The following is a 20,885-nucleotide window of genomic DNA, read 5'->3' as shown; positions in this document are numbered from 1 at the left end:
AAGAAGTAACTTATAAGTACACCACAGGATAAAAAGTATCTGTAAGGGTTACTAACTCATCGGACGATATCGGCGTGACAGATACTTTATTATCACCTTCATTTACCCAACGACTTACCCCACGTAGCGCCATATCTTCTTGTAAGGCGAACATACTTGTTGTCTCCCTGCGCAAATCTTCACGGGCATTTATTGTGTTCGCTAAGCCTAAGCTCGCTGAAACTAAATTCGCAAATCCGCAAAACAAACCGTCATCAGAATGTTGGGCGTAATACACACCGTCGTCTATTAGCACAAGGGCGTTGGCAGAATCAGCACTTTTAAGCGCCTGCTGAAGTGTTTTAATCGCTACAGCATTTAGCGGGTAAGATTTTACAATAAAGAGCATTAGAAGGTCACCACATGGTCTACACGCGCGCACAGTGCTAGCTTTTCATCAATTGATAACAGTGAAGCATCTAGTTGCGCTATTAACTCATGTTTTTGGTTAGCTAGAGGCGACTGCCTTAAACTTTCTTCGCAGACGTAACATTCTTCAATATCGAAAAAGGGCAGGGAGCCTAACCGTTTACTGTGGTTTTTTGTTCCGCGAACAGATTCAGTTTTAGTTAGCTGCAATACACCTTGTTGTTCGAACAGCACAATGATCTCATGGCCATAGTTGGTGGCAGCGAGTGCAAAGTCTAGCCCATCTTGGCTGGTGCTAGATTGATAAGGGGGTTGCGTAAATCGAATCAGTAAAGTAGCCATTAAAATTGTACCACCTTATCGCAGTCGTGAAGCGCGGTAAAAAATTCACCTAAACCAGCCTGTTCAAAACCCTCTGCCACATTAGCACCTGATACCCCGGCGCTAGCAGCTTCCTGCTCGCCTAATACGCCGCGTTTAACAGCGGCAGTAATACAAAGGAGCAGCGTAATGTCATGATCGTTTTTAAGCGCTTTCCACGCGGCCAGTGGATAAAACTCATCACCTACTTCTACCATGAAGCCATTAGCATGATGCACACCTTGGCCATAGAAGAAGACGTTATTAACAGTATGCCCCTGTGCAATAGCACTATTGATAAAGGAAACCGCACGCTGTGCATGTTGACCTTCATAAGGAGAACTTGTTATTAAAATTGAATAGTGTGCCATGACTCTACAATATGGTTGGTGATTAATTTAGTGATAAATCTAAGGTTTATTCTAGTAATAAAAACTGCGCCGTAGAAACAAAAACACCCCAGTAACGGGGTGTTTATTTAAACGCTTACGTTGAACTTAGTCGTCGCCGCCAAATGCACCTAGAAGGTGAAGCATAGACGTGAACAAGTTATAAATGTTCAAGTATAAAGAAACCGTTGCGCGGATGTAGTTTGTCTCGCCACCGTTGATGATACGGCTTGTATCAAACAAGATGAAACCAGACATAATAAATACGATAGCTGCGCTAATGGCCAAGCTTACCGCAGGTACTGCGAAAAACATATTCGCAATCGCCGCTACAATCACAACAACTAAACCTACAACCAAGAAACCGCCCATAAACGAGAAATCTTTTTTGGTAGTAAGTGCATAACCAGAAAGAGCGAAGAATACTAACGCTGTAGCACCTAACGCTTCCATGATTAAGCCTGGGCCTGCTACACCTAAATAAAAGTTAAGCGTGTAACCTAATGAAGCACCCATTAAACCGGTGAACAAAAATACCCAATAAATACCTGAAGCTGATTCAGCTTTCTTTTGTACAACAAATAAAGTGACGAATGCACCAATGGTCATGCCTAGTGACATCATAGGAGAAATACCTACAGCCATAGCAACACCGGCACAAACCGCACTAAACGCTAGTGTCATCGCAAGCAGCATATAGGTGTTGCGCAAAACCTTGTTCGTTTGCAACACTGATGGTTGAGATGCACTTGAATACATCGAACGTTGATCCATTGTTTCCTCCAAAAGGACTTTGTCTTTAACCAAAATGGTAAACTAACTATTAGTGTATGTTGTATGGGTTTTAGTTCCCATTTTCAAGTAGTTTCAAATGAAAATAGTGTTAGTAAGTATGAATTACGTGTCAACCGCGCAATTAGCGCACTAATTGTTTGAAATGCCATCACTTAACTTATTTTTTTTAATTTTTACTTTACAGTCATAAAAATATCATTAAGATACGCAGCACTTGGAGAGGTGGCAGAGCTCGGTTTAATGCACCTGACTTGAAATCAGGCGAAGGGTCAAACCTTCCGGGGGTTCGAATCCCTCCCTCTCCGCCAAGTTCTAGAAACCCGCACACTGTTGCGGGTTTTTTTATGGTTAAAAGAAAGACTGATGTGATAACGCGGGGAGGAGCCCCCGCTTTCGACGAAAAGGCTAGCTAGCCTTTCTAGTTAACCTCGAAAATAGTTACAAGTACACTATTCATAAAGTTTGCCGCCGGAGCTTGGCAATCTTCATAGCCACTGCAGTTAAAAAATACGGTTAACGTGAGATCGCTGTCTGCCACATAATAGTTTTCAGTAATATAACCGGGGTCGCCGCCACCATGGTGATATACGTCTTTACCATTTATGTTTTGATAAAATATCCCCAAGCCGTATTGCGTTTCACTGTTAACCTGAACAAGACGGTTACTGGCAAATAAGTGTTCAGTTATTGCGGAATCTAGGTTTGAGTTTTCACTCACGATGGCACGCAATAAAAGTGACATATCTTCTACTGTAGACACTAATGGCGCATCGGCAACACCGATGTTTTCGTAAATGAACTTCGTGTTTTCAATTTCATCATCAAATTCTGCGTACCCAGAAATAATGCTGCCCATGTCCTTTTCAAGGCCATTATAATAAGTATTGTTCATTCCCAAACCTATAAATAAACGCTCGCGCATGGCGGTATGGTGATGCTCGCCTAGTACCTCATCAAGAATTAGACCTGCTAATAAATAGCCAGTATTGGAATAGTTAAAGGCCTCGCCAGGCGCAAAGTATGCGGGCTGATCAAGTGCAAACTGCAAAGCAAAAATATCAGTTTTCACTGATGTCGGATCATCAATAATAGCTTCAAACCATTCGTCAGAACTACCGTCACCTAAGTAATCCCAAACACCAGCAGTGTGGTTTAACAACTGACGGAGGGTCATGCTCTCGCTATTTTCAATACGAGACAAAATAGTCGTGGGCAACCATGTTGATATTGGATCGTCCATATCCAGCATGCCTTCTTCGTGCAGCATAGCAACTAATAAGGCCGTGGCTTTTTTGCCTGAACTGCCTGTTGGCATTTGATGATACGTTTGCATAGGTGCTTGAGTGTCAATATCGGCAACCCCAGCTGCCCCAATAAAGTCTATTTCGGGGCTTTCAATTGCCATTACTACCCCGGGCACACCAGAATTTACTGCCGCTTGTAGCATTTCCTGATAATCAACGTTTGGCGCAGGTTGTGGGCTTGGGATAATTGGCGCAGTTGAATTGCTACTTGATCCGCAAGCAGCTAAACCTAAACACACAACACTTGCGATCAACGTTTTTTGTAACATTTTTCTGCCTGTCATATTTTATATCCTCATAAGTAATGTACCGTTTCGTAGTAAGCGAATACTAAGATATGCAAAGTGAAATAAGGGTGAACGAATATGGATAATAAAGTTTGACTTGGTTTTTTTGTCGATAGTGCCTTCACCTTCAATTCACCATCGAGTTGCTAGCCTTTAGGTCGTTTAGATAAACTTATAAAGGACAAACATGTATAAACTTATTCTCCCTACCTTGTGCTTATCGTTTTGCGGTTTCGCACATGCGGCTCAACCTTCTTATAGTTTCCTGCAGGCTGGCTTTGTAAAAACAGAAATAGCCGATCTTGAATCATTTAATCTAAATGGATATGAACTCAGAGTAAGTGGTGAGCTGGGGTATGGCTTTTTTGTTGAATACAAGCATACCGATTCTTCAGATTCTCATGATGGGTTCAAGCTTGATGTAGTGCAACGGCAGTTCTCGGGGGGATACATCCATAATTTTTCACCCAAACTGACACTTGATTACAGACTGGGCTTGGGTAATTTTGATATGACGGGCACCCGTAATAATGATTCTGCAAGCGCTGAAACAGACTTTTTTAGTGCCGCTACAAACGTTCGCTACCAATTAACCGAAAACTTAGAGATCTTTGGTGGTTTCGAAGTACAAAATTGGGATGGTGACGCCGACCAAAAAGCATATAGGTTTGGTGCTCTATACGACCTTTTGGGGGGGGTAGGGGGCATTGAATATACGAAGTACTCTGACCAAGAAATCGTAAACATGAGTATAAGATACGAATTCTAATCAAGTAATTACGCCCAAATTAATATACTGAAGCCCGACTTCGCAATAAAAAAGAAGTTGGGCTTTTTTTGATCTAAAAAATAGTTGTAGATTCTCGGTATGGTCGCGGTTGTGAGCAATTAATTACGGCAACGAGTATCCTTTTATCTCTTCCTTTGGAAAATTTTTACACATGCCGTTTGTAAAACATAATACAAAGTCACTAGGCGCGCTTGCCATTAAAAGCCAATCCTCCTCTGAAATTGAGTCTGTACGTTTGTTATTATTTGAACTCACAACATCACCAGCTAATAAAGCAGCAATTTGCCCTCGACGCTTTGGACACACGCAACGAACTATAAGGTTGCCTCCTCGCAACTTTCTAAGGTCAAGACCCGCTGAGTTATAGTGCGTTTAAAATCTTATACCGGAGTAGGGGCGTATAGTGAATTGTCTATTTGGATAATCGATTAACGTAATAAATAGGTTTGATTTCATTATTCGCGTTACTCAACTGCGTTTAAAAGCGTCAGCAATTGAGACGACTTATAAAGCTCCCCTTTAATACCAGCGACAAGAGCGTGGGTAGCAATGGTAAGCCTACTTATGTTTGCGCTCGGGTTTTGGTTAATCTCGCTTATGCGTCTAAGAGCGTCCTCTTGGCCTTGATTAACAAAAATTGTCAAAATCTGAATACTATTTTCTTCCGCCGTTTTTACTCTAGGCAATGGCTTGTAACCCAATGCCTTAACCGTCTCTTCAGCGACTTCCCAAACAGACCAAGGGTTTTGTCCAGTAATTAAGTTGTCGTGAACACTGACTTGATTAAGATAATTTTCACCGGCGATAAAAGTGGCACCTTGTTCACTCAATTTTGTTTCTAATAAAAAGGGGAAAATATTTTTAGCATTGGGTATTAAAAACAGCTCTTCGGAATTTGTAAAAGCGGAAACTCTTTTGTTTTCAAGAAAATATTGACCCGTGTCGGAAACAACATCAACGAACGCTGCTGGTCCATGACATACGGCAACAATAACTTTTTTCGTTTGCCAAAAATGAGACACGGCAGCCTTGATACCTGCGTTATTTGAGAAGTCGAACATTGCACCCTTACCGCCAACGAAGTATATACCGTCGTAGTTTGCTAAGTTTGCGCTTTCAATAGCAAAAGAATTTTTTACTTTATGCATTGCTTCATCATCATTCAAAAAAGCATAGTCAAACTTGCCCATATCATCGGTGTCTATCACCATTGGGGGTTCGCCACCCTGAACACTGGCTATATCAACGCTGAACCCATTAGCTTGGAAAACGTAGAACGCCCGCGCAAGTTCAGTAAGTTCATAACCTGTAGTTTTCCCCGTCGCACCTAATGTCTCTTCACTAGTCAGCACTGCTAGAATACGTCCGCGACTATCGTTAACGCCCTCGGATATATAGCGAATATCTTGCGGTTGTTGTTGGCTAAAGTCAGCTTTTAGCTCGTTTCCAAGAAGACTAAAAAACCACACAATAAAGCCAGATATGCCAATAACCAGAGTAAGGATTATAAGACCAATCTTTTTAAACATACTGATTCCTTTAAAAAGTGTTATTTTGTTGAAAGAGAAGTCAATTTGAGGTCAATTATTGTGATTAGTAACCTTTCTTTTTACCGTGCAACTTCGTGACTAATAGCGCAGTGGCTTTCTGTTCTGCATCTTCAGGCTCTGTATATAGATGTGGCTCTACACCAATACCTTCCCAATTTGTTTGGGTAATAGGGTTGATGGCTTTTGCCGTTGGTATGGCAATTCGCAGTCCATACTTGAGCTCAAAGTAATGCCAAGGATTGGCGCCTCCTTTACTGGGTTTTCCAATGACCAACGCACGAGACATATGTTTGAAGTTATAAGCAAACTCTTCGGCAGCTGAAAACGTATTTGGCCCAATAATTATGACTATTGGGATTTGACTTAAATGAGGGAAATCAATGGCAGGATCTGTATAAAATTCTTCGAAGCTATCAGAAGCTCTCGAGTAAAAGGTATTTAGGTGCTGTCGAGCCTCCAAAAAAAAGCTTGATATGTACTGAACAGTTTGCGCGCTGCCACCACCATTCTCTCGTAAATCAATGATAAGGCCATCTACATTTTCAATTGCTTGCATGTGATTTGAAATCACTTCTTTTGAAGTCTCGTTGAGGTCAGCAAACCCCCAAAAACTTAGGAAACCTATATTTTCTTCAGAGACTTCAACACGTTCAAAACCGAAATCGAGCCTCGCTAGCTTTTCAAACCATGTTTCTTTTTTTTGTAACCCACTAATTTCAGGGTTGCTTGAGACAGAAAAATGCTGGTCATTTTTTTGAAGGACTTTATTTATAAACGTTGTAAAATCCTGCCGGTATTTTACGTTCGCGAACGCTTTATCATGTTTAACACTTTCTAACTCATTGATAATAATTTCAATTTTATCAATTTCTACGTAGTTATGACTAATTTTATCTATCAATTCATCAACTAATTCAAGTTTTATCTGGTTGTTAAACTGAACCTGTTCAACAGGTTCATATTGTGCAAAGGATTGAGTTGTACTCAGAAGAAACAGTGAAAAAAGCAAAATAATGTCGTGCTTTCTACTTTTAAGGCAGATGCTAATATCTCTCAGCCAGAATAAATTTTTTCGATTCATGTTTCTTTCCATTTGATGCACGTTATTACCTCGTTTATTGAATGAACTAACAATCATCAGTACTCTTAAGTAAATTTGGAGTGAAATGTTGTATAAGAATAAATTTCACCTTCACATCACTTTCAATAAGTAAGCTATTCAGTACGATTTCAGGTGAATAAAGTTGATTTAATCAGCTTTGCCACAGTTTTTATGCAAAGGGAGAGTTGTATGAAGCGCAAATTACGCGTGCTTCTTGTTGAAGACAACCAAGCAATAGCGAATCAAATTATCACTTTTCTTCAAGGACACGAGTGGGACGTAGATTATGCGTCAACCGGTAAGTTAGGAGTAAAACTAGCATTAGAGCATACGTTTGACGTTGTTATTTTAGACTTAAATTTACCTGATATTGACGGCTTACGAGTATGTGAAGAAGTTAAGCGTCACGCTAACGCCAACATACCAATATTGATGCTTACTGCTAGGGATGCTTTTGAGGATAAGGTCAAAGGCTTTGGTAAAGGCGCTGATGATTATCTTACTAAGCCTTTTGATTTAAGAGAGCTGGTTTTGCGATGCGAGGCGATGTCAAGAAGGTCTGAGTTGCATCAAAATACCGTTGTCTCCCATGGGGCGTTATCTCTGGACACTAGGTCGTTTGAGGTGGTATGGAGTAGTGAAAATATAAAAGTAACAAAGGTGGGTTTTAAGCTATTACATAAGCTATTGAGTGAAATGCCTTACCCTGTCAGCCGCTCAGAATTGATTGAGCACGTTTGGGGTGATGAACCCCCTGAAAGCAATGCGCTGAAATCACACATTTATGCACTAAGAAAAGCAACTGAACAAGTAACGGGAAAACCTATCCTCCACACAATCAGCAATATTGGCTATCAGTTAAAGGGTATAGATGATTAGGTTTACAAGCTTACAAAATAGACTAATGGTTGCTTTTACTTGTTTATCATTAGTCATCTGTATTTTTTTTATACGCTTCTCAACTATATTAATAGAAATCGCCGAAGCTAACGCCTATCAATCTGTGCTCGCACAAGAGGAGCATCGCTTGACAGCAATCACCAACCCGTTATTAATACCGACAATACTAAACTCCGTTTTATATACCAATATGGAGTCGGTTCCCAATGAGATAATTACGGCAGTTGGCAATGCGCGTAGCGGGAGTTTTGAAACAAAAGACAATCAACAGTTTGTTTTCAGAATATTTGTGATTGAGCAAAGCCCCCAACTGCTACTGATGAACATAAATTCTTTTTCTGCGAATCAACATCTAAGCCAATATAAATCTTTGTTTCTTTATAGTATTTCTGGAAGTGCATTTATTCTATGTTTATTGAGCGCCTGGTACCTGTCTAAATGGCTGTCGCGCCCTATAGAGCAATTGACCAAAAGTGTTGAAAAAAGAGGCAGTAATGCTGACTTTAAATCTGAAAGAAATGTCGCTGTAGCATCTATGTTTGGTTTAGATAGATCAGATGAAATTGGAAAACTTGCCAAAGCGCTTGCAGAGTCTTATGACGAAATTCAAATATTATTGGAACGGGAACGAAATTTTACTCGCGACGTTAGTCATGAGTTACGTACTCCCATTACTTTAATTAAAAATACATTAACACTTAATAATGCAAAGGTGGGTAGCCACGCTGAGCACAATCTATTAAAACAATCTGCCAATGAACTTGAACAGACCGTTGAAATACTTTTGGCACTAGCCAGGCAAGAAAATTTGGAGTTTACAGAATTTAGCGTTTTACCGATTATCGAGAAAACTGTACTGAAGGTTTATCATCTATACCCCGACTTTCCTTTTGATGCTCTCATTACAGTTTGTCCTACAATGCGGGCCATTGGTAATGAGCTATTGTTGGGTTTGCTCTGCCAAAATCTTGTAAACAACGGGGTTTACCATGGAAATGGTAAAGCTATGACAATCCGTTCTTCTGGGCACGAACTCATTTTTGAAAATTCACTGGAAGCCACACAAGAACGCCCCTATTATCAAGGTTTAGGGCACGGACAATACCTTGTGAAACGTATCGTTGAAGAAATGGGGTGGAGCGTCATGATTGAGCAAGAAAACCGTATCTACAGAGTCACTATATCAACCATTACTTAGCCCTTTCGGTTTAAAGTTTTACCTTTGCTTCACCTATTTCTACTTAAACTCCTAATGAATATTTTGATCTAGGCCTCTTTGCGTAATCAACATTCATTCAAATAGGAGCAGTCATGACGGTAAACAACACATCAACACTGTCGAAAAAAATTGTAAAAAGTAGCATTATTTTTAGCTGTATCTTACTTAGTTATTTGACCATCAGTTTTAGCTTGATATTTTGGCCAACTAAGTTTCCGTTCAGCCTGATTCACCATGATGTAAATAATTCAAATCATAATGGACCATTGAATATTAATGGGCAACATATGACAGTAACCGCAAGAGATGGTAAGTCACTCTATGTACGTAAGATTGGGCCTGATTCTCAGCGCGTTATCGTGTTTATACATGGAATAGCAACCACACATCAAACATTAATTAATACTGCAACGCAATTGCATGAGGCAACAGGGGCTCAAATATTATTACCCGACCTGAGGGGACACGGATTTTCTCAAGGAGACAATTTCGATGTTGCTTACATTGGTCAATATGAGGATGATTTAGAAGATATTCTTCTGCACTTAACGTCAAAAACTAACGTGTCCTCAAAAGGTCTATATCGTCATATTATTATTGGTGGTCACTCAATGGGGGGCGGTATTACTATGCGTTACGCGTTGAAAGATAATAAACCAGACGTTGACGGATACTTATTGTTTGCTCCCAATTTTGGCGAAGGTCCTACACAGCGTAAAGCGAGTGGAGATATGGCGGGCAATTCGCCAATTTTATTCAATACGACGAGAATGATAGGGCTATTGATGTTAAACACTATAGGAATTAATCATTTAGACTCATTAGCTATTATGTATTTTAATTTTCCACCACAGATGATGGCCTATAGTTATTCTTCAATCATGTCTGCTCAACCTATTAGGCCGGACACTACCGATAAAGCATTGCTCAATATACCTCAGCCATTAATAGCGATTATAGGACAAGAAGATGAAGTGTTTTTGGCCAGCGCGTACCCGAGTTTTATTCGTGAAAATAGTGCTTTAGGCTCTGTTGAATTAATAAACCATGCTGATCACATGAGCATATTATCTAATCCTCAAGCCATTGAGAAAGCGACTGCCTGGCTTAGAGCTAATTTCTAAACATGTTAAATGTCGATGGTTACATGTTGTTGTAACTCGCGCCTCTCATGCAGCAACATCGAACCTACAAGTATGAACCAAATTATCTGCAATAACCCAAATACTGCGCCAATTTCCTTAAGACTTGGTATAAGCGTCGAAAAACCGAAAAAACTTATAATATAACCAAAGAGAACAAGATTTTTACTTAATCTTTCCTCTTTCAGTAAACAAGTATTAATCAACATGACCCAGGTTGCTCCTACCCATTCAGAGCCTTCTCCTAAGCCCATTTGTATCGCATATATCTCTCGCCACAAATCAACTACAGCCGTTCCCAGCTTATAATTTTCACTAAATAGAAACTCGATCGATAGAATAGCGATAAGTCCGCTGGCGAATATGTAACATGACCAAAGATAGCTCATTAGCATCGTAATTTGCTGAAGTACACTGTGCTCTCGCGTTTGATTTTCTAATAATGAAACGCTAAGCACTAAAACGCTTATCCCAAATACGACATAAACTAAGAAATACCAAACCTGCATTAATTCACTAAAGTTATTAAGGGTACGCAAGCGTTGATCGGGGCCATCATTAAAGTCGGGCGCAATGATAAATATGAGGCACAAGCCAAGAATAAAGCTTGTAGCGCAAATAAAAGAAGCGATAGCGCCATGAAATTGTTTTTTTCTCATTTTTCTTTTGCCATCAATAAAACCTCACCAGTTGATGAGGTTGTTTTCAACGATGCAATATTAGCAAAACATCCTTTAATATAAGGAGTTTTTTTAATCAGAACTTTTTATAGTAGTGCTTGTATGGTCAATGTAAGGTGAAAAAATTGCTATTTCTGGTGCCAGTGAATATTTAGGAGAAAGCTTAATTCGCGCGAGGGGTCAAACCACCGTTGTTCGACAAAATGGCAGGATAGCCATTTTGCACAGCCGCAGGGTGAGCGCCATGGACGGCGCGAATGAATCCCTCCCTCTGTGCCAAGTTCTAGAAACCCGCACACTGTTGCGGTTTTTTTTATGCTTGAAATAAATCACATGATTTTATCATTTATTCGATGTATGTTTTGTATTCAGTCTTTGATTTACATACAGAAAATACTTTCGAAAGCCTAATACTTGTTTAAGGATGAATTTATGAAGCGCTTTTTAGCTATGTTACCCATTATCTTGTTGGCAGGGTGTAATTCAGATAACGACGATGGCGTTGTTTGTACCACTGAAGTTATTCCAGGCATCGCTATAACCGTTATTGATGATGTAACCGAAGCACCTATTTCTTGTGGCGCCACTGCCATACTACAAGAGTCAAGCTACGAGGAAGAGCTAACCAATCCAGAATCCTCTGATTGCGATTCTACTGCGATGTTGTTAGGCGCACTTGAGCGACAAGGCTATTATAACATTACCGTGCAAAAAGAGGGCTATGAGTACTGGTATGCTTATGATGTTGAAGTTGCCGAGGGGCTTTGCCATGTTGAACAAGTTGAAGTGGAAGCAAGGTTAATCCCTTTATAAGGTGCTGAAAATAACTGCCTACAAAAATGTGAAGCTTTGCAGATTCACTTAGCGTGGTTATTAGCTAAATGGCGCAAAACAAGTGCATTTTGTACGAAATAAGGCCTTTGCTTTTCATTTTGTTTATCTATTCGCCACTTGGCACACTTTATTTAGATTTGCACTTTACACGCAGAAAAATATCATTAAGATACGCAGCACTTGGAGAGGTGGCAGAGCTCGGTTTAATGCACCTGACTTGAAATCAGGCGAAGGGTCAAACCTTCCGGGGGTTCGAATCCCTCCCTCTCCGCCAAGTTTTGAAATCCCGCACACTGTTGCGGGTTTTTTTATGGTTAAAAGAAAAGTTAAAGCTTACATGAGAGGGAGGGTGAGACCCCCCGTTTTTCGACAAAATGGCAGGATAGCCATTTTGCACAGCTGAAGGCTGCCCGTAGTGTGAGCGCCATGGACGGCGCGAATGAATCCCTCCCTCTACGCCAAGTTCTGAGAACCCGCACATTGTTGCGGGTTTTTTATACATAAAATAAATGCGAAATCAGTTTACGTGTAAGACCACAGTCGCATTGTTACAGGCTATTAACAGGTATAGCCTTGCGATTCTTCCAGCAATCGTAAGGTGTAAAGTGTCTCAAGAAAGCGATTCTTATCAAAAACTTCACAAGCCAAGTAATACATTTAAATCAAGAGAAGATTACCTCAACCACGAATTACAAATCATTGCGCCAAAGCGCTGGCGATTCAACCTACCAGGTAGAGACTATCGTATAGAGTGGGAAGACTGTGTGCCTGGCATGGCGGCAACGATAGGTAAAATTGTAATGGTTGCCGCCGTTGTAGGAGCGTTTGCTGCGCCATTAGGGTTATCACCTGAATTCGTTGTAGAAAACGTCCGGTTTGAACTTCTCATTGCTGCAGTGCTTTTTGTTGTGTTGATATCCGGTTTTTTCAACCCTTCAGCGAACTTAGCGGGTACTCATGGCCCTTTACTGCCTTTGGTACCACTGATTGTTGCGTCGGGCGGTCATCCTATGGCGTTAGGGCTGTTAATTGGCTTTTTTGGCTTTTTGTTGGGGATAACCAAAGGCGGCAGTGTACTAGCAAAGCTAACCAGTAATGGGGTTTGTGGCGGCCTTTTACTGTATTTAGGATTTATTGGTATTACTGGGCAAGTTAAAAAGCTGTTTGCGTGGGCAGAGAGTTTCGACATGGCCTATTTAGCCTTTGTGGTTATTGTTGCCACCATTTTAATGTATGCATGGTTGGAGCATATTCAAAAGCGTTGGTTGGCTATTCCTTTAGGTGCAGTCATGGCAGCGGTTATTGCTTTTGCTCTAGGCGCGCCATTTGAATTTACTACCTCACCGGGTATGCCAAACTTAAACCCAGCCTATTGGTGGGGTGAAAGTACAGGTTGGCAACTGGGGTTACCTGATTGGTCTCATTTTATTGCGGTACTGCCATTTGCTGTATTAGCGGTGTCTATGTGGTCTCCAGATTTTCTTGGGCATCAGGTTTTCCAGAAGCTGAGCTATCCGAAGCACAGTGAGAAAGCGCACATGAATATCGACGATACCATGATTGCAGCATCTAGCCGCCAAGCAGTGGGAAGTTTACTTGGTGGGGGGAATATTGCTTCATCGTGGGGAACCTACATAATACCAGCTTCAATTGCTCGTAGACCTATTCCAGGCGGAGCGATAGTAACTGGCATATTGTGTGTAGTTGCTGCCATTTGGGGTTATCCAATGGACCTTGCTATTTGGCCTCCCGTGTTATGTGTTGCACTCATAGTCGGTGTGTTTTTACCGCTGATGGAAGCCGGTATGCAAATGACACGAGAAGGTAAAACAACACAATCTGCGGCCCTAGTGGTAATTTCATCAGTACTGGTTAACCCTGTGTTTGGTTGGTCGTTCACTATGCTTCTCGATAACTTAGGGTTAGTTGGTTGTAAAGAACGGGCTGGTGAACTTGGCAAAGCGGGTAGGTGGTTAATACCGGGCATTACCTTTATTGTGCTATGTACGGTTATGGCTCTGATTGGTATGTTCCCAGGGGTGCCTGCCATCATTGAGACCTTCAGGGTGTAAGTACTAAAACGTTTTTATAATATTAAGGGTAGGGGCTGTGTTTATAGCGGCCCCTGCATTAATTTTTTGGTATGGGCTCATTTAAGAGCTTGTCCCAGTAAGGAGTATCTTCAAAGTACGCACACAAAAAGTCGATAAAAACGCGGAGCTTATTGGAAACCAGTTTACGGTGTGGGTATACCGCATATAACGAAATAGCTTGTGGGACATAGTCTTCTAATATTGATAACAATTCACCCCGTCTGAGCGCGTCACCGGTAATAAAAGTAGGTTGTAGTACATAACCATCACCGTGTATTGCCACATTAGTCAGTACCTCTCCATTGTTCGCAATAAGTTTTGGTGTTACTTTTTGCGCATTAGTTTTAAGCGCCTTCATTAACTCAGACCCGTCACTATCATAATTTACATACGAATATTCTAGGTAATGCTCTGGATTCAACTCTGATGGATGTGCAGGCGTTCCATATTTTTCTAAATAGGCCGGTGCTGCACAAAGGGCTAAGTTAAGTGTGGTGATCTTTTTTGCAACGAGGGCAGAGTTAGCTAAATAGCCAGCCCGAATCGCAACATCCAGACCTTCATCTACCACATCTACTTTGCGATCATTCAGTTGTAAGTTTACAGAAACGCTGGGATGAGCATGTTGGAACGCCGCGAGTGATGAAGAAAGATGTAAGGTAGAAAAGGATACAGGGGCACTTACGCGTAGTACACCTTTGGCTTGCGTGTTAAGTAGGCCCAGCTGTCCCTCCATATCGTTAACACTTTCCAATATGTTATTGGCATGCAGTAAACACTGTTGCCCTGCTTCTGTCAGGTGAATCTTTCGGGTAGTGCGGTTGAATAAACGTACGTCTAAGTGCTTTTCAAGTTGAGCCACATATTTACTTATAAGCTGGTTTGAAGTGTTTAGCCTATCCGCAGCGCGAGTAAAACTGCCTTCATTAGCAACCACCACAAACGTTTTAAGCAGTGCGATCCTATCCATTTCTCTATTATCAACCATATTGTCAACAAAACGTTGTTAATTATTCAATACTATGCCGCTTTATTCAATTTATGTTGACAACTATTCTAGACCCATGCAGTTAGTTCTTCGTCACAGACAAAGGACTAACAACTAACTAAAGGCTTTCTGCACGGCAGTGTGGTTGCCGTGACTAAATATTAAGGTGTAACTATGAATAAGCATTTTTTAACAACCGTATTTTCTAGCAACAATAGTGTAGCGAATTTAGTGCTACGTGTGCCCCTCGGAATTATTTTAGCTGCACATGGTGGGCAAAAGCTATTTGCATGGTTTGGCGGATACGGTCTTGAGGGGACTGGACAATGGATGGAGAGTATAGGGTTAGCTCCTGGGCTTATCATGGCATTACTCGCTGGTAGTGCAGAGTTTTTTGGGGGAATAGCGCTAATACTTGGGTTTCTTACACGTCCCGCTGCCGCACTAAGTGCGTTCACCATGTTAGTCGCTATTTTTAGTGTGCATGCGGGTAACGGATTATTCATGAGCAACAACGGTTACGAATTTGCCTTAGCCCTACTTGCTGCCACGGTTGCACTGTCTATTCAGGGCGCCGGAAAGTTTTCATTTGATGCTGTTATCAGCAATAAATTACTTGGTTAATACGGTGGCTTTATAAAAGGCTGATTTTGTGAAAGACAGGCACGAATGAAGGCTGCCTATAGCTTTAATGAGTCTGCGTCATCGATTTAACAGTTATATCGGGAAAAACACTGATGAGTATTACAACGGCTTACATTTCACATGGTGGTGGACCGCTGCCACTTCTAGAACGCGGTACAGATGAAGACGGCAAAGGGGGCGCAAACCATAAAGAAATGATTGAGGTACTTAAAACCTTATCGCGAGATATGCGAAGGCCTGATGTCATTGTGGTGGTTAGTGCGCATTGGGAGGAAAATAACACCCAAGTGACTGCCGGTAACAAACCAAGCTTGATTTATGATTACTACGGCTTTCCTGAGCGGGCTTATACATTGCAATATCCAGCCCTTGGTATCCCCGATTTATCTGCATCTATTGTGGCGGGTTTGCAAGCACAGGGAGTTGATGCAACGGCTAACCAAAATCGCGGGTTTGATCATGGGATGTTTGTTCCTCTCACTATCATGTACCCAGAAGCAGACATTCCATGTATTCAAGTATCCTTAACATCAGACTTGGATGCGGCAAAGCATATAGCGTTAGGAAGGGCATTGAGACACATTTTACAGGCTAATTGTAACGACAAGCATGTTTTACTGTTGGGCTCGGGTTCGTCTTTTCATAACATGCGTGGCTTTTTTGATAGTTCAGCGTCGGCAAATAAAAAAGCACAAGAATTCAATCAATGGCTACAAGAAACAATGAAGTTTGAAGCAATGAATGAATTAGAACGGAGTCAAAAACTCATTGAGTGGAAAAGTTCACCCCACGGAATATTTGCTCACCCTAGAGAAGAACATTTACTCCCTCTTCATGTTTGTTACGGTGCAAATGAAAGGACGGTAGACAAAGCAATATCATTAACGTTACTGACGAAGCCAGCAAGTATGTTTGTTTGGAAAAACTAAGCGAAACATCCACGGACATGCACTTAACTTAAACAAATTAACCAAAATACAAGCACTTTGTTTATCAATTAATCGGTTGAACATAAAAGTTTAAGTTAGTGCTTTACACTTTCAGCTAAATCATTAAGATACACAGCACTTGGAGAGGTGGCAGAGCTCGGTTTAATGCACCTGACTTGAAATCAGGCGAAGGGTCAAACCTTCCGGGGGTTCGAATCCCTCCCTCTCCGCCAAGTTTTGAAAACCCGCACACTGTTGCGGGTTTTTTTATGCCTGAAATAAAGTGTATTAGCACCACAGCAAACGGGAATAAGCAGCGTATATTTTCGGGCAGGTTTAATTAAATAAAATTCACAATTCTAAAACTTTTATTAAGGCTAGAAGTTGTTCTAGCCACTAAGTAGCAATGCCGCAATGATAAACGGACAAACAAACGAAAGATAGCGGTGAAAAAGTACTGCAACTCATTGAAAGTTTTTCTGATCTTCCTCTGTCTATAATTTGTAATAAGCTCTTATAAAATGATTACATTCATAATAACTAATATTTTCGACTAAGCGGCGTTAGTAAAAATGAGTGAGAGATAGAAGAAAGGCACTCGCGACAGTCGCATGTTGGTCATAAATTTTTGCTAAAAACGATTAACCATTAGTTTTCTATATTATCGCTATTGTACATAGGTACACTTGTTTAAAGACACTAGTTCACAGATGTGTGATTAGGGCTTCACTCTAATGTCCAATTGCAATTAAGGTGTATAGTAAGTGATATAGAGGTTATTACTCATTACAGTGCTAATGCTTAAAACGAAAGTGTAAGTGAAACGCAACGACAGCTCGTTACACCCACTGACGAAAAAGAATAAATATAGAGGATTGATATGCAGGCTATGAGTACGCTCAATTTGAGTCAGGGCAGTGTTGAGCAAAAACGTCAGGAAATAAAAGCGTATTTTACGGATTCGTTTGATACCTATGAAAGCCTATTTACTTGCCTAGCAAGCGATGATGCCTATTTCCAGCGTGCTGAAAAGCTTCGCCATCCACTTATCTTTTATTTTGGCCATACCGCGACTTTTTTTATCAATAAGCTTATTTTGGCTAAAATCATTTCTGAGCGTATCAACCCGAGATTCGAGTCGTTATTTGCTATCGGTGTAGACGAAATGAGTTGGGATGATCTTAACGACGAGAACTACGTATGGCCGTCTGTTGATGAAGTGCGTCAGTATCGCCGCCAAGTGCGCGATCTCGTGTTATCGGTAATTGAAACCCTCGATTTTAGTATGCCTATCAATTGGGAAAGCCCAATGTGGCCGCTGGTGATGGGAATTGAACATGAACGCATTCATTTAGAAACGTCCTCAGTCCTTATTCGTCAACTGCCCATTAGCCAGGTTAAGACCGATAACAAAAATTGGCCCAGATGTAACGTTTCATCTAGTGCTCCTATCAATACATTAATTGACGTGCCAAGTGGCGATGTTATATGTAACAAACAATGGAACGATGCCTTGTATGGGTGGGATAACGAATATGGCCACCATCAAGCTAGTGTAGCCGAATTCAAAGCCAGTCAATTCGCTGTGAGTAATGGTGAGTTTTTAACGTTTATAGAAGCAGGCGGATATGAGAGCTCAGATTACTGGGAAGAGGAAGGCAATAAGTGGCGCGAGTACACAAAAGCAGCTCACCCGACTTTTTGGGTAAAGGCTGATAGCGGTTATTTGTATCGCAGTATGTTGGAAGCATTTCCATTACCACTGAGTTGGCCTGTAGATGTGAATTACCACGAAGCGAAAGCCTTCTGTAATTATAAAAGTGAGCAATCCGGCACGCTAATTCGACTACCTACTGAAGATGAGTGGCTACGTTTACGTGAGTTCGCGGGCGTTACCGATAATATTTATTCAAGCGGCTACAATGTTGCGTTGAACAAGTACGCGTCTAGTGAACCGGTAGATGTTAACCAAGCCGGTGATTTTTACGATGTAGTAGGTAACGTATGGCAATGGACGGAAACGCCAATTTACCCCTTTGATGGGTTTAAAGTGCATCCGCTGTACGATGATTTCACCACGCCTACCTTTGACAACAAGCATAATCTTATTAAAGGTGGAAGCTGGATATCTACGGGGAACGAGGCTATGGCACAAAGCCGTTATGCGTTTCGCCGTCACTTTTTTCAACACGCAGGCTTTCGCTATGTAGAAGCTGCACTACCTATACAGGTAAATGATTTGGATTACGAAAGCGATACACAGGTATCACAATACAGTGAGTTCCATTACGGTGACACTTACTTTAATGTTGAAAACTTCGCTAAAGCAAGTGCTCATTTTTGTTTAAGCCACATGCCTCAAAACAAAGGCGGAAAAGCGTTAGACTTAGGCTGTGCAGTAGGGCGCTCATCGTTTGAATTAGCCACCTATTTTGACCAGGTTGATGGCATCGATTTCTCTGCACGGTTTATTAAAACCGCTGTTGCTATGCAGGAACGAGGTGAAATTCGTTATAACCTTATTGAAGAGGGCGAATTAACGTCGTTTAAAGCCCGTAAGCTAAGCAACATGGGCTTAGCGGAATGTGCAGATAAAGTCCATTTTGCCCAAGGTGACGCCTGTAACTTGAAGCCGCAATTTACAGGCTACGATTTGATCTTTATGGGTAACTTGCTTGATAGAGTGTACAGCCCTAAGAAAGTGTTGAACGATGTTACTGCAAGGCTTAATGCAGGCGGCATACTGGTAATAGCCTCACCGTTTACGTGGTTGGAAGAATATACAGAGCGTAGCGAATGGTTAGGGGGTTTCAAAGACGAGAACGGTGAAACGTTAACGTCGACAGAAGCGCTGGAAGCCACGCTTAAAGAAAATTTCGAGCGAGTAGGGGCGCCAACTGAAATTCCTTTTGTTATTCGTGAAACAAAGCGTAAATTCCAGCATACGCTGTCTGAATTTAACGTGTTTAAGAAGCGATAGTATTGTGTATACAGTGTTTACGCGTTGTGTTCTTTGCCAAAAAGGTAATGAATGAAAGCGGCTAAGCAAAGCGCTTTAGCAGGCGCCGATCAAATAGCGGGCTGCAGCGTAGATATAAACGCTGCTTTGAGAAAACAGGTTGCCGATATCGACAATTTATTTTCTGAGCAATGTAGTGAATTTTCATCGCTTTGGCATACACCCTTGTCTTTAGGTGACACTGATGACAATGACAACGCCGACTATGGCGAGGCTCACGCAAGAAACCGCCTGAAGTTTTCGTCGCTTTCTACTCGCTTCCCGCATGCACCAGAACACGCAGTAAGTATGTGGATAGCCGACATGGACACTGCGCCATCTAAGCACATTGCCCATGCTATATCGGCATTTGTGTCTTCGCATTATGGGTATCAGTCATGTGATATTGGTGATGTTGTGGCAGCCCGTTACGCTAAACAAGGTGCGGTCATTGCTTCCAATTCGGTAGTGAGTACGGCAAGTGTGATGGCTGCAGTAGATACTGCGTTGAAGGTGTGCACCACAAAAGGTGATAAGGTCATGGTGCTTTCACCTACCTATGGCCCTCTTCGAGAAAGAATGGCGGCGCAAGGCCTAAACCTCGTTGATGTGAGTATTGACGATATTAGTTATAAGGGAACCGGTGTTGAAACAGGTTTAGAAAAAAATACAACCGCGTTATTAGATGCAGATTGTACTGCCTTTGTGCTTTGCCACCCGAATAACCCCACAGGCACAGTGCTAAGCGAGTCATACCAACTTGATATTGCCCGTTTTTGTGAAACCCACAATATCACCCTTATCCTTGATGAAGTGCACAGTGAATTTGGTTTTATTGATGCCGATGCTACTGTGAATGCTTCGAGCAACACCAAAACTAACACCAAGCATAATGCTCCAAGCGCTATAAAACCTTTTGCGATAGATATCCCATTTGTGCAAGACACAATTATACGAATAAACAGTGCCGCAAAAGCATTTAATTTATCGGCTATACCCGCTGCATCGTATGCCATTATTGTAAATGATGAACTACGCACTAAGTTTGCAATGGAAATAGACAGCTGCCATCTTGAGGCATCCCCCGTAGCTAAAGTTGCACTGATTGCGGCCTACGAAAAAGCAGATGACTGGTTGGCGTTAGTGTTGAAGGCTATTGCGTTTAACAGGCAATACGCCAAAGCGCTTATGAACGTACTGAGCCCAACCACATCTTTTACTTTGGGTGAGGCTGGTTACTTTTTATGGTTGAATTTGAATCAACGCTTTCCACAAAACATGTTCGTTGAAACCTGCAAGCGTGGGGTTATTGGTGTTGATGGGTCAAGTTTTAACGCCCCAGGTTATTTGCGCCTTAATTTGGCATGTCACCCTAGTGCGATAAAAACGGCGTTACTGAGATTATTTTCCGATTAAGTTATAGCCTTTAGCTTAGTGCTAGTCTTCCGCTAATTGTCACTCATGCTGTGTTT

Annotated in this window: 19 protein-coding genes and 3 tRNA genes; 13 read left to right on the top strand and 9 right to left on the bottom strand. The window is 41.5% G+C overall.

Features of this window, described 5'->3' with window-relative positions; all coding sequences use genetic code 11:
• Positions 1–10: 10 nt before the first annotated feature.
• The 4 genes from JKP82_RS17530 to JKP82_RS17515 all read right to left on the bottom strand — a co-directional run bounded on the left by JKP82_RS17530 (position 11) and on the right by JKP82_RS17515 (position 1,931).
• The gene (locus JKP82_RS17530; protein WP_218398032.1) at positions 11–388 is read right to left on the bottom strand and encodes a DsrH/TusB family sulfur relay protein; all 378 of its coding nucleotides are present in this window, start codon (positions 386–388) and stop codon (positions 11–13) included.
• Entirely contained in the window at positions 388–750 is a 363-nt protein-coding gene (locus JKP82_RS17525) for a DsrE family protein (RefSeq protein WP_159530414.1), read from the bottom strand. Before JKP82_RS17525 ends, JKP82_RS17530 begins: the two co-directional genes overlap by 1 nt.
• Entirely contained in the window at positions 750–1,139 is a 390-nt protein-coding gene (tusD, locus tag JKP82_RS17520; RefSeq protein ID WP_218398030.1) for a sulfurtransferase complex subunit TusD, read from the bottom strand. Before tusD ends, JKP82_RS17525 begins: the two co-directional genes overlap by 1 nt.
• 126 nt (positions 1,140–1,265) lie before the next feature.
• Entirely contained in the window at positions 1,266–1,931 is a 666-nt protein-coding gene (locus JKP82_RS17515; RefSeq protein WP_159530410.1) for a Bax inhibitor-1/YccA family protein, read from the bottom strand.
• A gap of 237 nt (positions 1,932–2,168) precedes the next feature.
• On the opposite strand from JKP82_RS17515, the gene JKP82_RS17510 reads away from it, so the two are divergent.
• Positions 2,169–2,260, top strand: a tRNA-Ser gene (locus JKP82_RS17510).
• Positions 2,261–2,370: 110 nt separating this feature from the next.
• Here JKP82_RS17510 and JKP82_RS17505 read toward each other — a convergent pair.
• Complete coding sequence (locus JKP82_RS17505) at positions 2,371–3,540, bottom strand: serine hydrolase domain-containing protein (protein ID WP_246604325.1); 1,170 nt, start codon at positions 3,538–3,540, stop codon at positions 2,371–2,373.
• A 190-nt stretch (positions 3,541–3,730) separates the two neighbouring features.
• Between JKP82_RS17505 and JKP82_RS17500 the strand changes: the two genes are divergently transcribed.
• Complete coding sequence (locus JKP82_RS17500) at positions 3,731–4,312, top strand: hypothetical protein (RefSeq protein ID WP_159530408.1); 582 nt, start codon at positions 3,731–3,733, stop codon at positions 4,310–4,312.
• Between the two features lie 485 nt (positions 4,313–4,797).
• On the opposite strand, the gene JKP82_RS17495 is transcribed toward JKP82_RS17500, so the two are convergent.
• Both JKP82_RS17495 and JKP82_RS17490 read right to left on the bottom strand, forming a co-directional pair.
• On the bottom strand, positions 4,798–5,862 hold the full coding sequence (locus JKP82_RS17495; protein WP_159530406.1) for a type 1 glutamine amidotransferase domain-containing protein: 1,065 nt from the start codon (positions 5,860–5,862) through the stop codon (positions 4,798–4,800).
• A gap of 64 nt (positions 5,863–5,926) precedes the next feature.
• Positions 5,927–6,976, bottom strand: coding sequence for a S41 family peptidase (locus tag JKP82_RS17490; RefSeq protein WP_258544428.1), 1,050 nt, complete (start codon positions 6,974–6,976; stop codon positions 5,927–5,929).
• A 198-nt stretch (positions 6,977–7,174) separates the two neighbouring features.
• Between JKP82_RS17490 and JKP82_RS17485 the strand changes: the two genes are divergently transcribed.
• The 3 genes from JKP82_RS17485 (at position 7,175) to JKP82_RS17475 (ending at position 10,228) form a co-directional block, all read left to right on the top strand.
• Positions 7,175–7,864, top strand: a complete 690-nt coding sequence (locus JKP82_RS17485; protein WP_159530402.1) for a response regulator transcription factor — start codon at positions 7,175–7,177, stop codon at positions 7,862–7,864.
• Positions 7,865–8,012: 148 nt separating this feature from the next.
• Positions 8,013–9,083 carry a sensor histidine kinase gene (locus tag JKP82_RS17480; RefSeq protein ID WP_159530400.1) on the top strand — a complete coding sequence of 357 codons (1,071 nt, stop codon included), beginning with the start codon at positions 8,013–8,015 and terminating at the stop codon, positions 9,081–9,083.
• 113 nt (positions 9,084–9,196) lie between these two features.
• Positions 9,197–10,228, top strand: a complete 1,032-nt coding sequence (locus tag JKP82_RS17475; RefSeq protein ID WP_159530398.1) for an alpha/beta hydrolase — start codon at positions 9,197–9,199, stop codon at positions 10,226–10,228.
• A gap of 5 nt (positions 10,229–10,233) precedes the next feature.
• Here JKP82_RS17475 and JKP82_RS17470 read toward each other — a convergent pair whose 3' ends face one another.
• Positions 10,234–10,905, bottom strand: a complete 672-nt coding sequence (locus JKP82_RS17470) for a hypothetical protein (protein WP_159530396.1) — start codon at positions 10,903–10,905, stop codon at positions 10,234–10,236.
• A 453-nt stretch (positions 10,906–11,358) separates the two neighbouring features.
• Here JKP82_RS17470 and JKP82_RS17465 point away from each other — a divergent pair, with 453 nt between their 5' ends.
• The 3 genes from JKP82_RS17465 (at position 11,359) to JKP82_RS17455 (ending at position 13,832) form a co-directional block, all read left to right on the top strand.
• A complete protein-coding gene (locus tag JKP82_RS17465) occupies positions 11,359–11,739 on the top strand; it encodes a hypothetical protein (RefSeq protein ID WP_159530394.1) in 381 nt (126 codons plus the stop codon).
• 203 nt (positions 11,740–11,942) lie between these two features.
• Positions 11,943–12,034: transfer RNA gene (locus JKP82_RS17460), tRNA-Ser, on the top strand.
• Positions 12,035–12,365: 331 nt separating this feature from the next.
• A complete protein-coding gene (locus JKP82_RS17455; protein WP_218398026.1) occupies positions 12,366–13,832 on the top strand; it encodes a DUF3360 family protein in 1,467 nt (488 codons plus the stop codon).
• A gap of 58 nt (positions 13,833–13,890) precedes the next feature.
• Here JKP82_RS17455 and JKP82_RS17450 read toward each other — a convergent pair whose 3' ends face one another.
• Positions 13,891–14,823, bottom strand: a complete 933-nt coding sequence (locus tag JKP82_RS17450; protein ID WP_218398059.1) for a LysR family transcriptional regulator — start codon at positions 14,821–14,823, stop codon at positions 13,891–13,893.
• Between the two features lie 192 nt (positions 14,824–15,015).
• Between JKP82_RS17450 and JKP82_RS17445 the strand changes: the two genes are divergently transcribed.
• From JKP82_RS17445 to JKP82_RS17425, 5 genes are all read left to right on the top strand, one after another.
• Positions 15,016–15,465: a DoxX family protein gene (locus JKP82_RS17445; RefSeq protein WP_159530390.1), complete on the top strand. Its 450-nt coding sequence runs from the start codon at positions 15,016–15,018 to the stop codon at positions 15,463–15,465.
• A 113-nt stretch (positions 15,466–15,578) separates the two neighbouring features.
• Positions 15,579–16,415, top strand: coding sequence for a DODA-type extradiol aromatic ring-opening family dioxygenase (locus tag JKP82_RS17440; protein ID WP_218398024.1), 837 nt, complete (start codon positions 15,579–15,581; stop codon positions 16,413–16,415).
• Between the two features lie 141 nt (positions 16,416–16,556).
• A tRNA-Ser gene (locus tag JKP82_RS17435) sits at positions 16,557–16,648 on the top strand.
• A gap of 647 nt (positions 16,649–17,295) precedes the next feature.
• On the top strand, positions 17,296–19,395 hold the full coding sequence (ovoA, locus tag JKP82_RS17430; RefSeq protein ID WP_218398022.1) for a 5-histidylcysteine sulfoxide synthase: 2,100 nt from the start codon (positions 17,296–17,298) through the stop codon (positions 19,393–19,395).
• 51 nt (positions 19,396–19,446) lie between these two features.
• A complete protein-coding gene (locus JKP82_RS17425) occupies positions 19,447–20,829 on the top strand; it encodes an aminotransferase class I/II-fold pyridoxal phosphate-dependent enzyme (protein WP_218398020.1) in 1,383 nt (460 codons plus the stop codon).
• Positions 20,830–20,885 lie beyond the last annotated feature (56 nt).

The organism is Alteromonas lipotrueae (assembly GCF_019249215.1).
In the GTDB taxonomy this organism is placed as follows: domain Bacteria; phylum Pseudomonadota; class Gammaproteobacteria; order Enterobacterales; family Alteromonadaceae; genus Alteromonas; species Alteromonas lipotrueae.
This window is presented reverse-complemented; position numbering and strand designations above follow the sequence as displayed.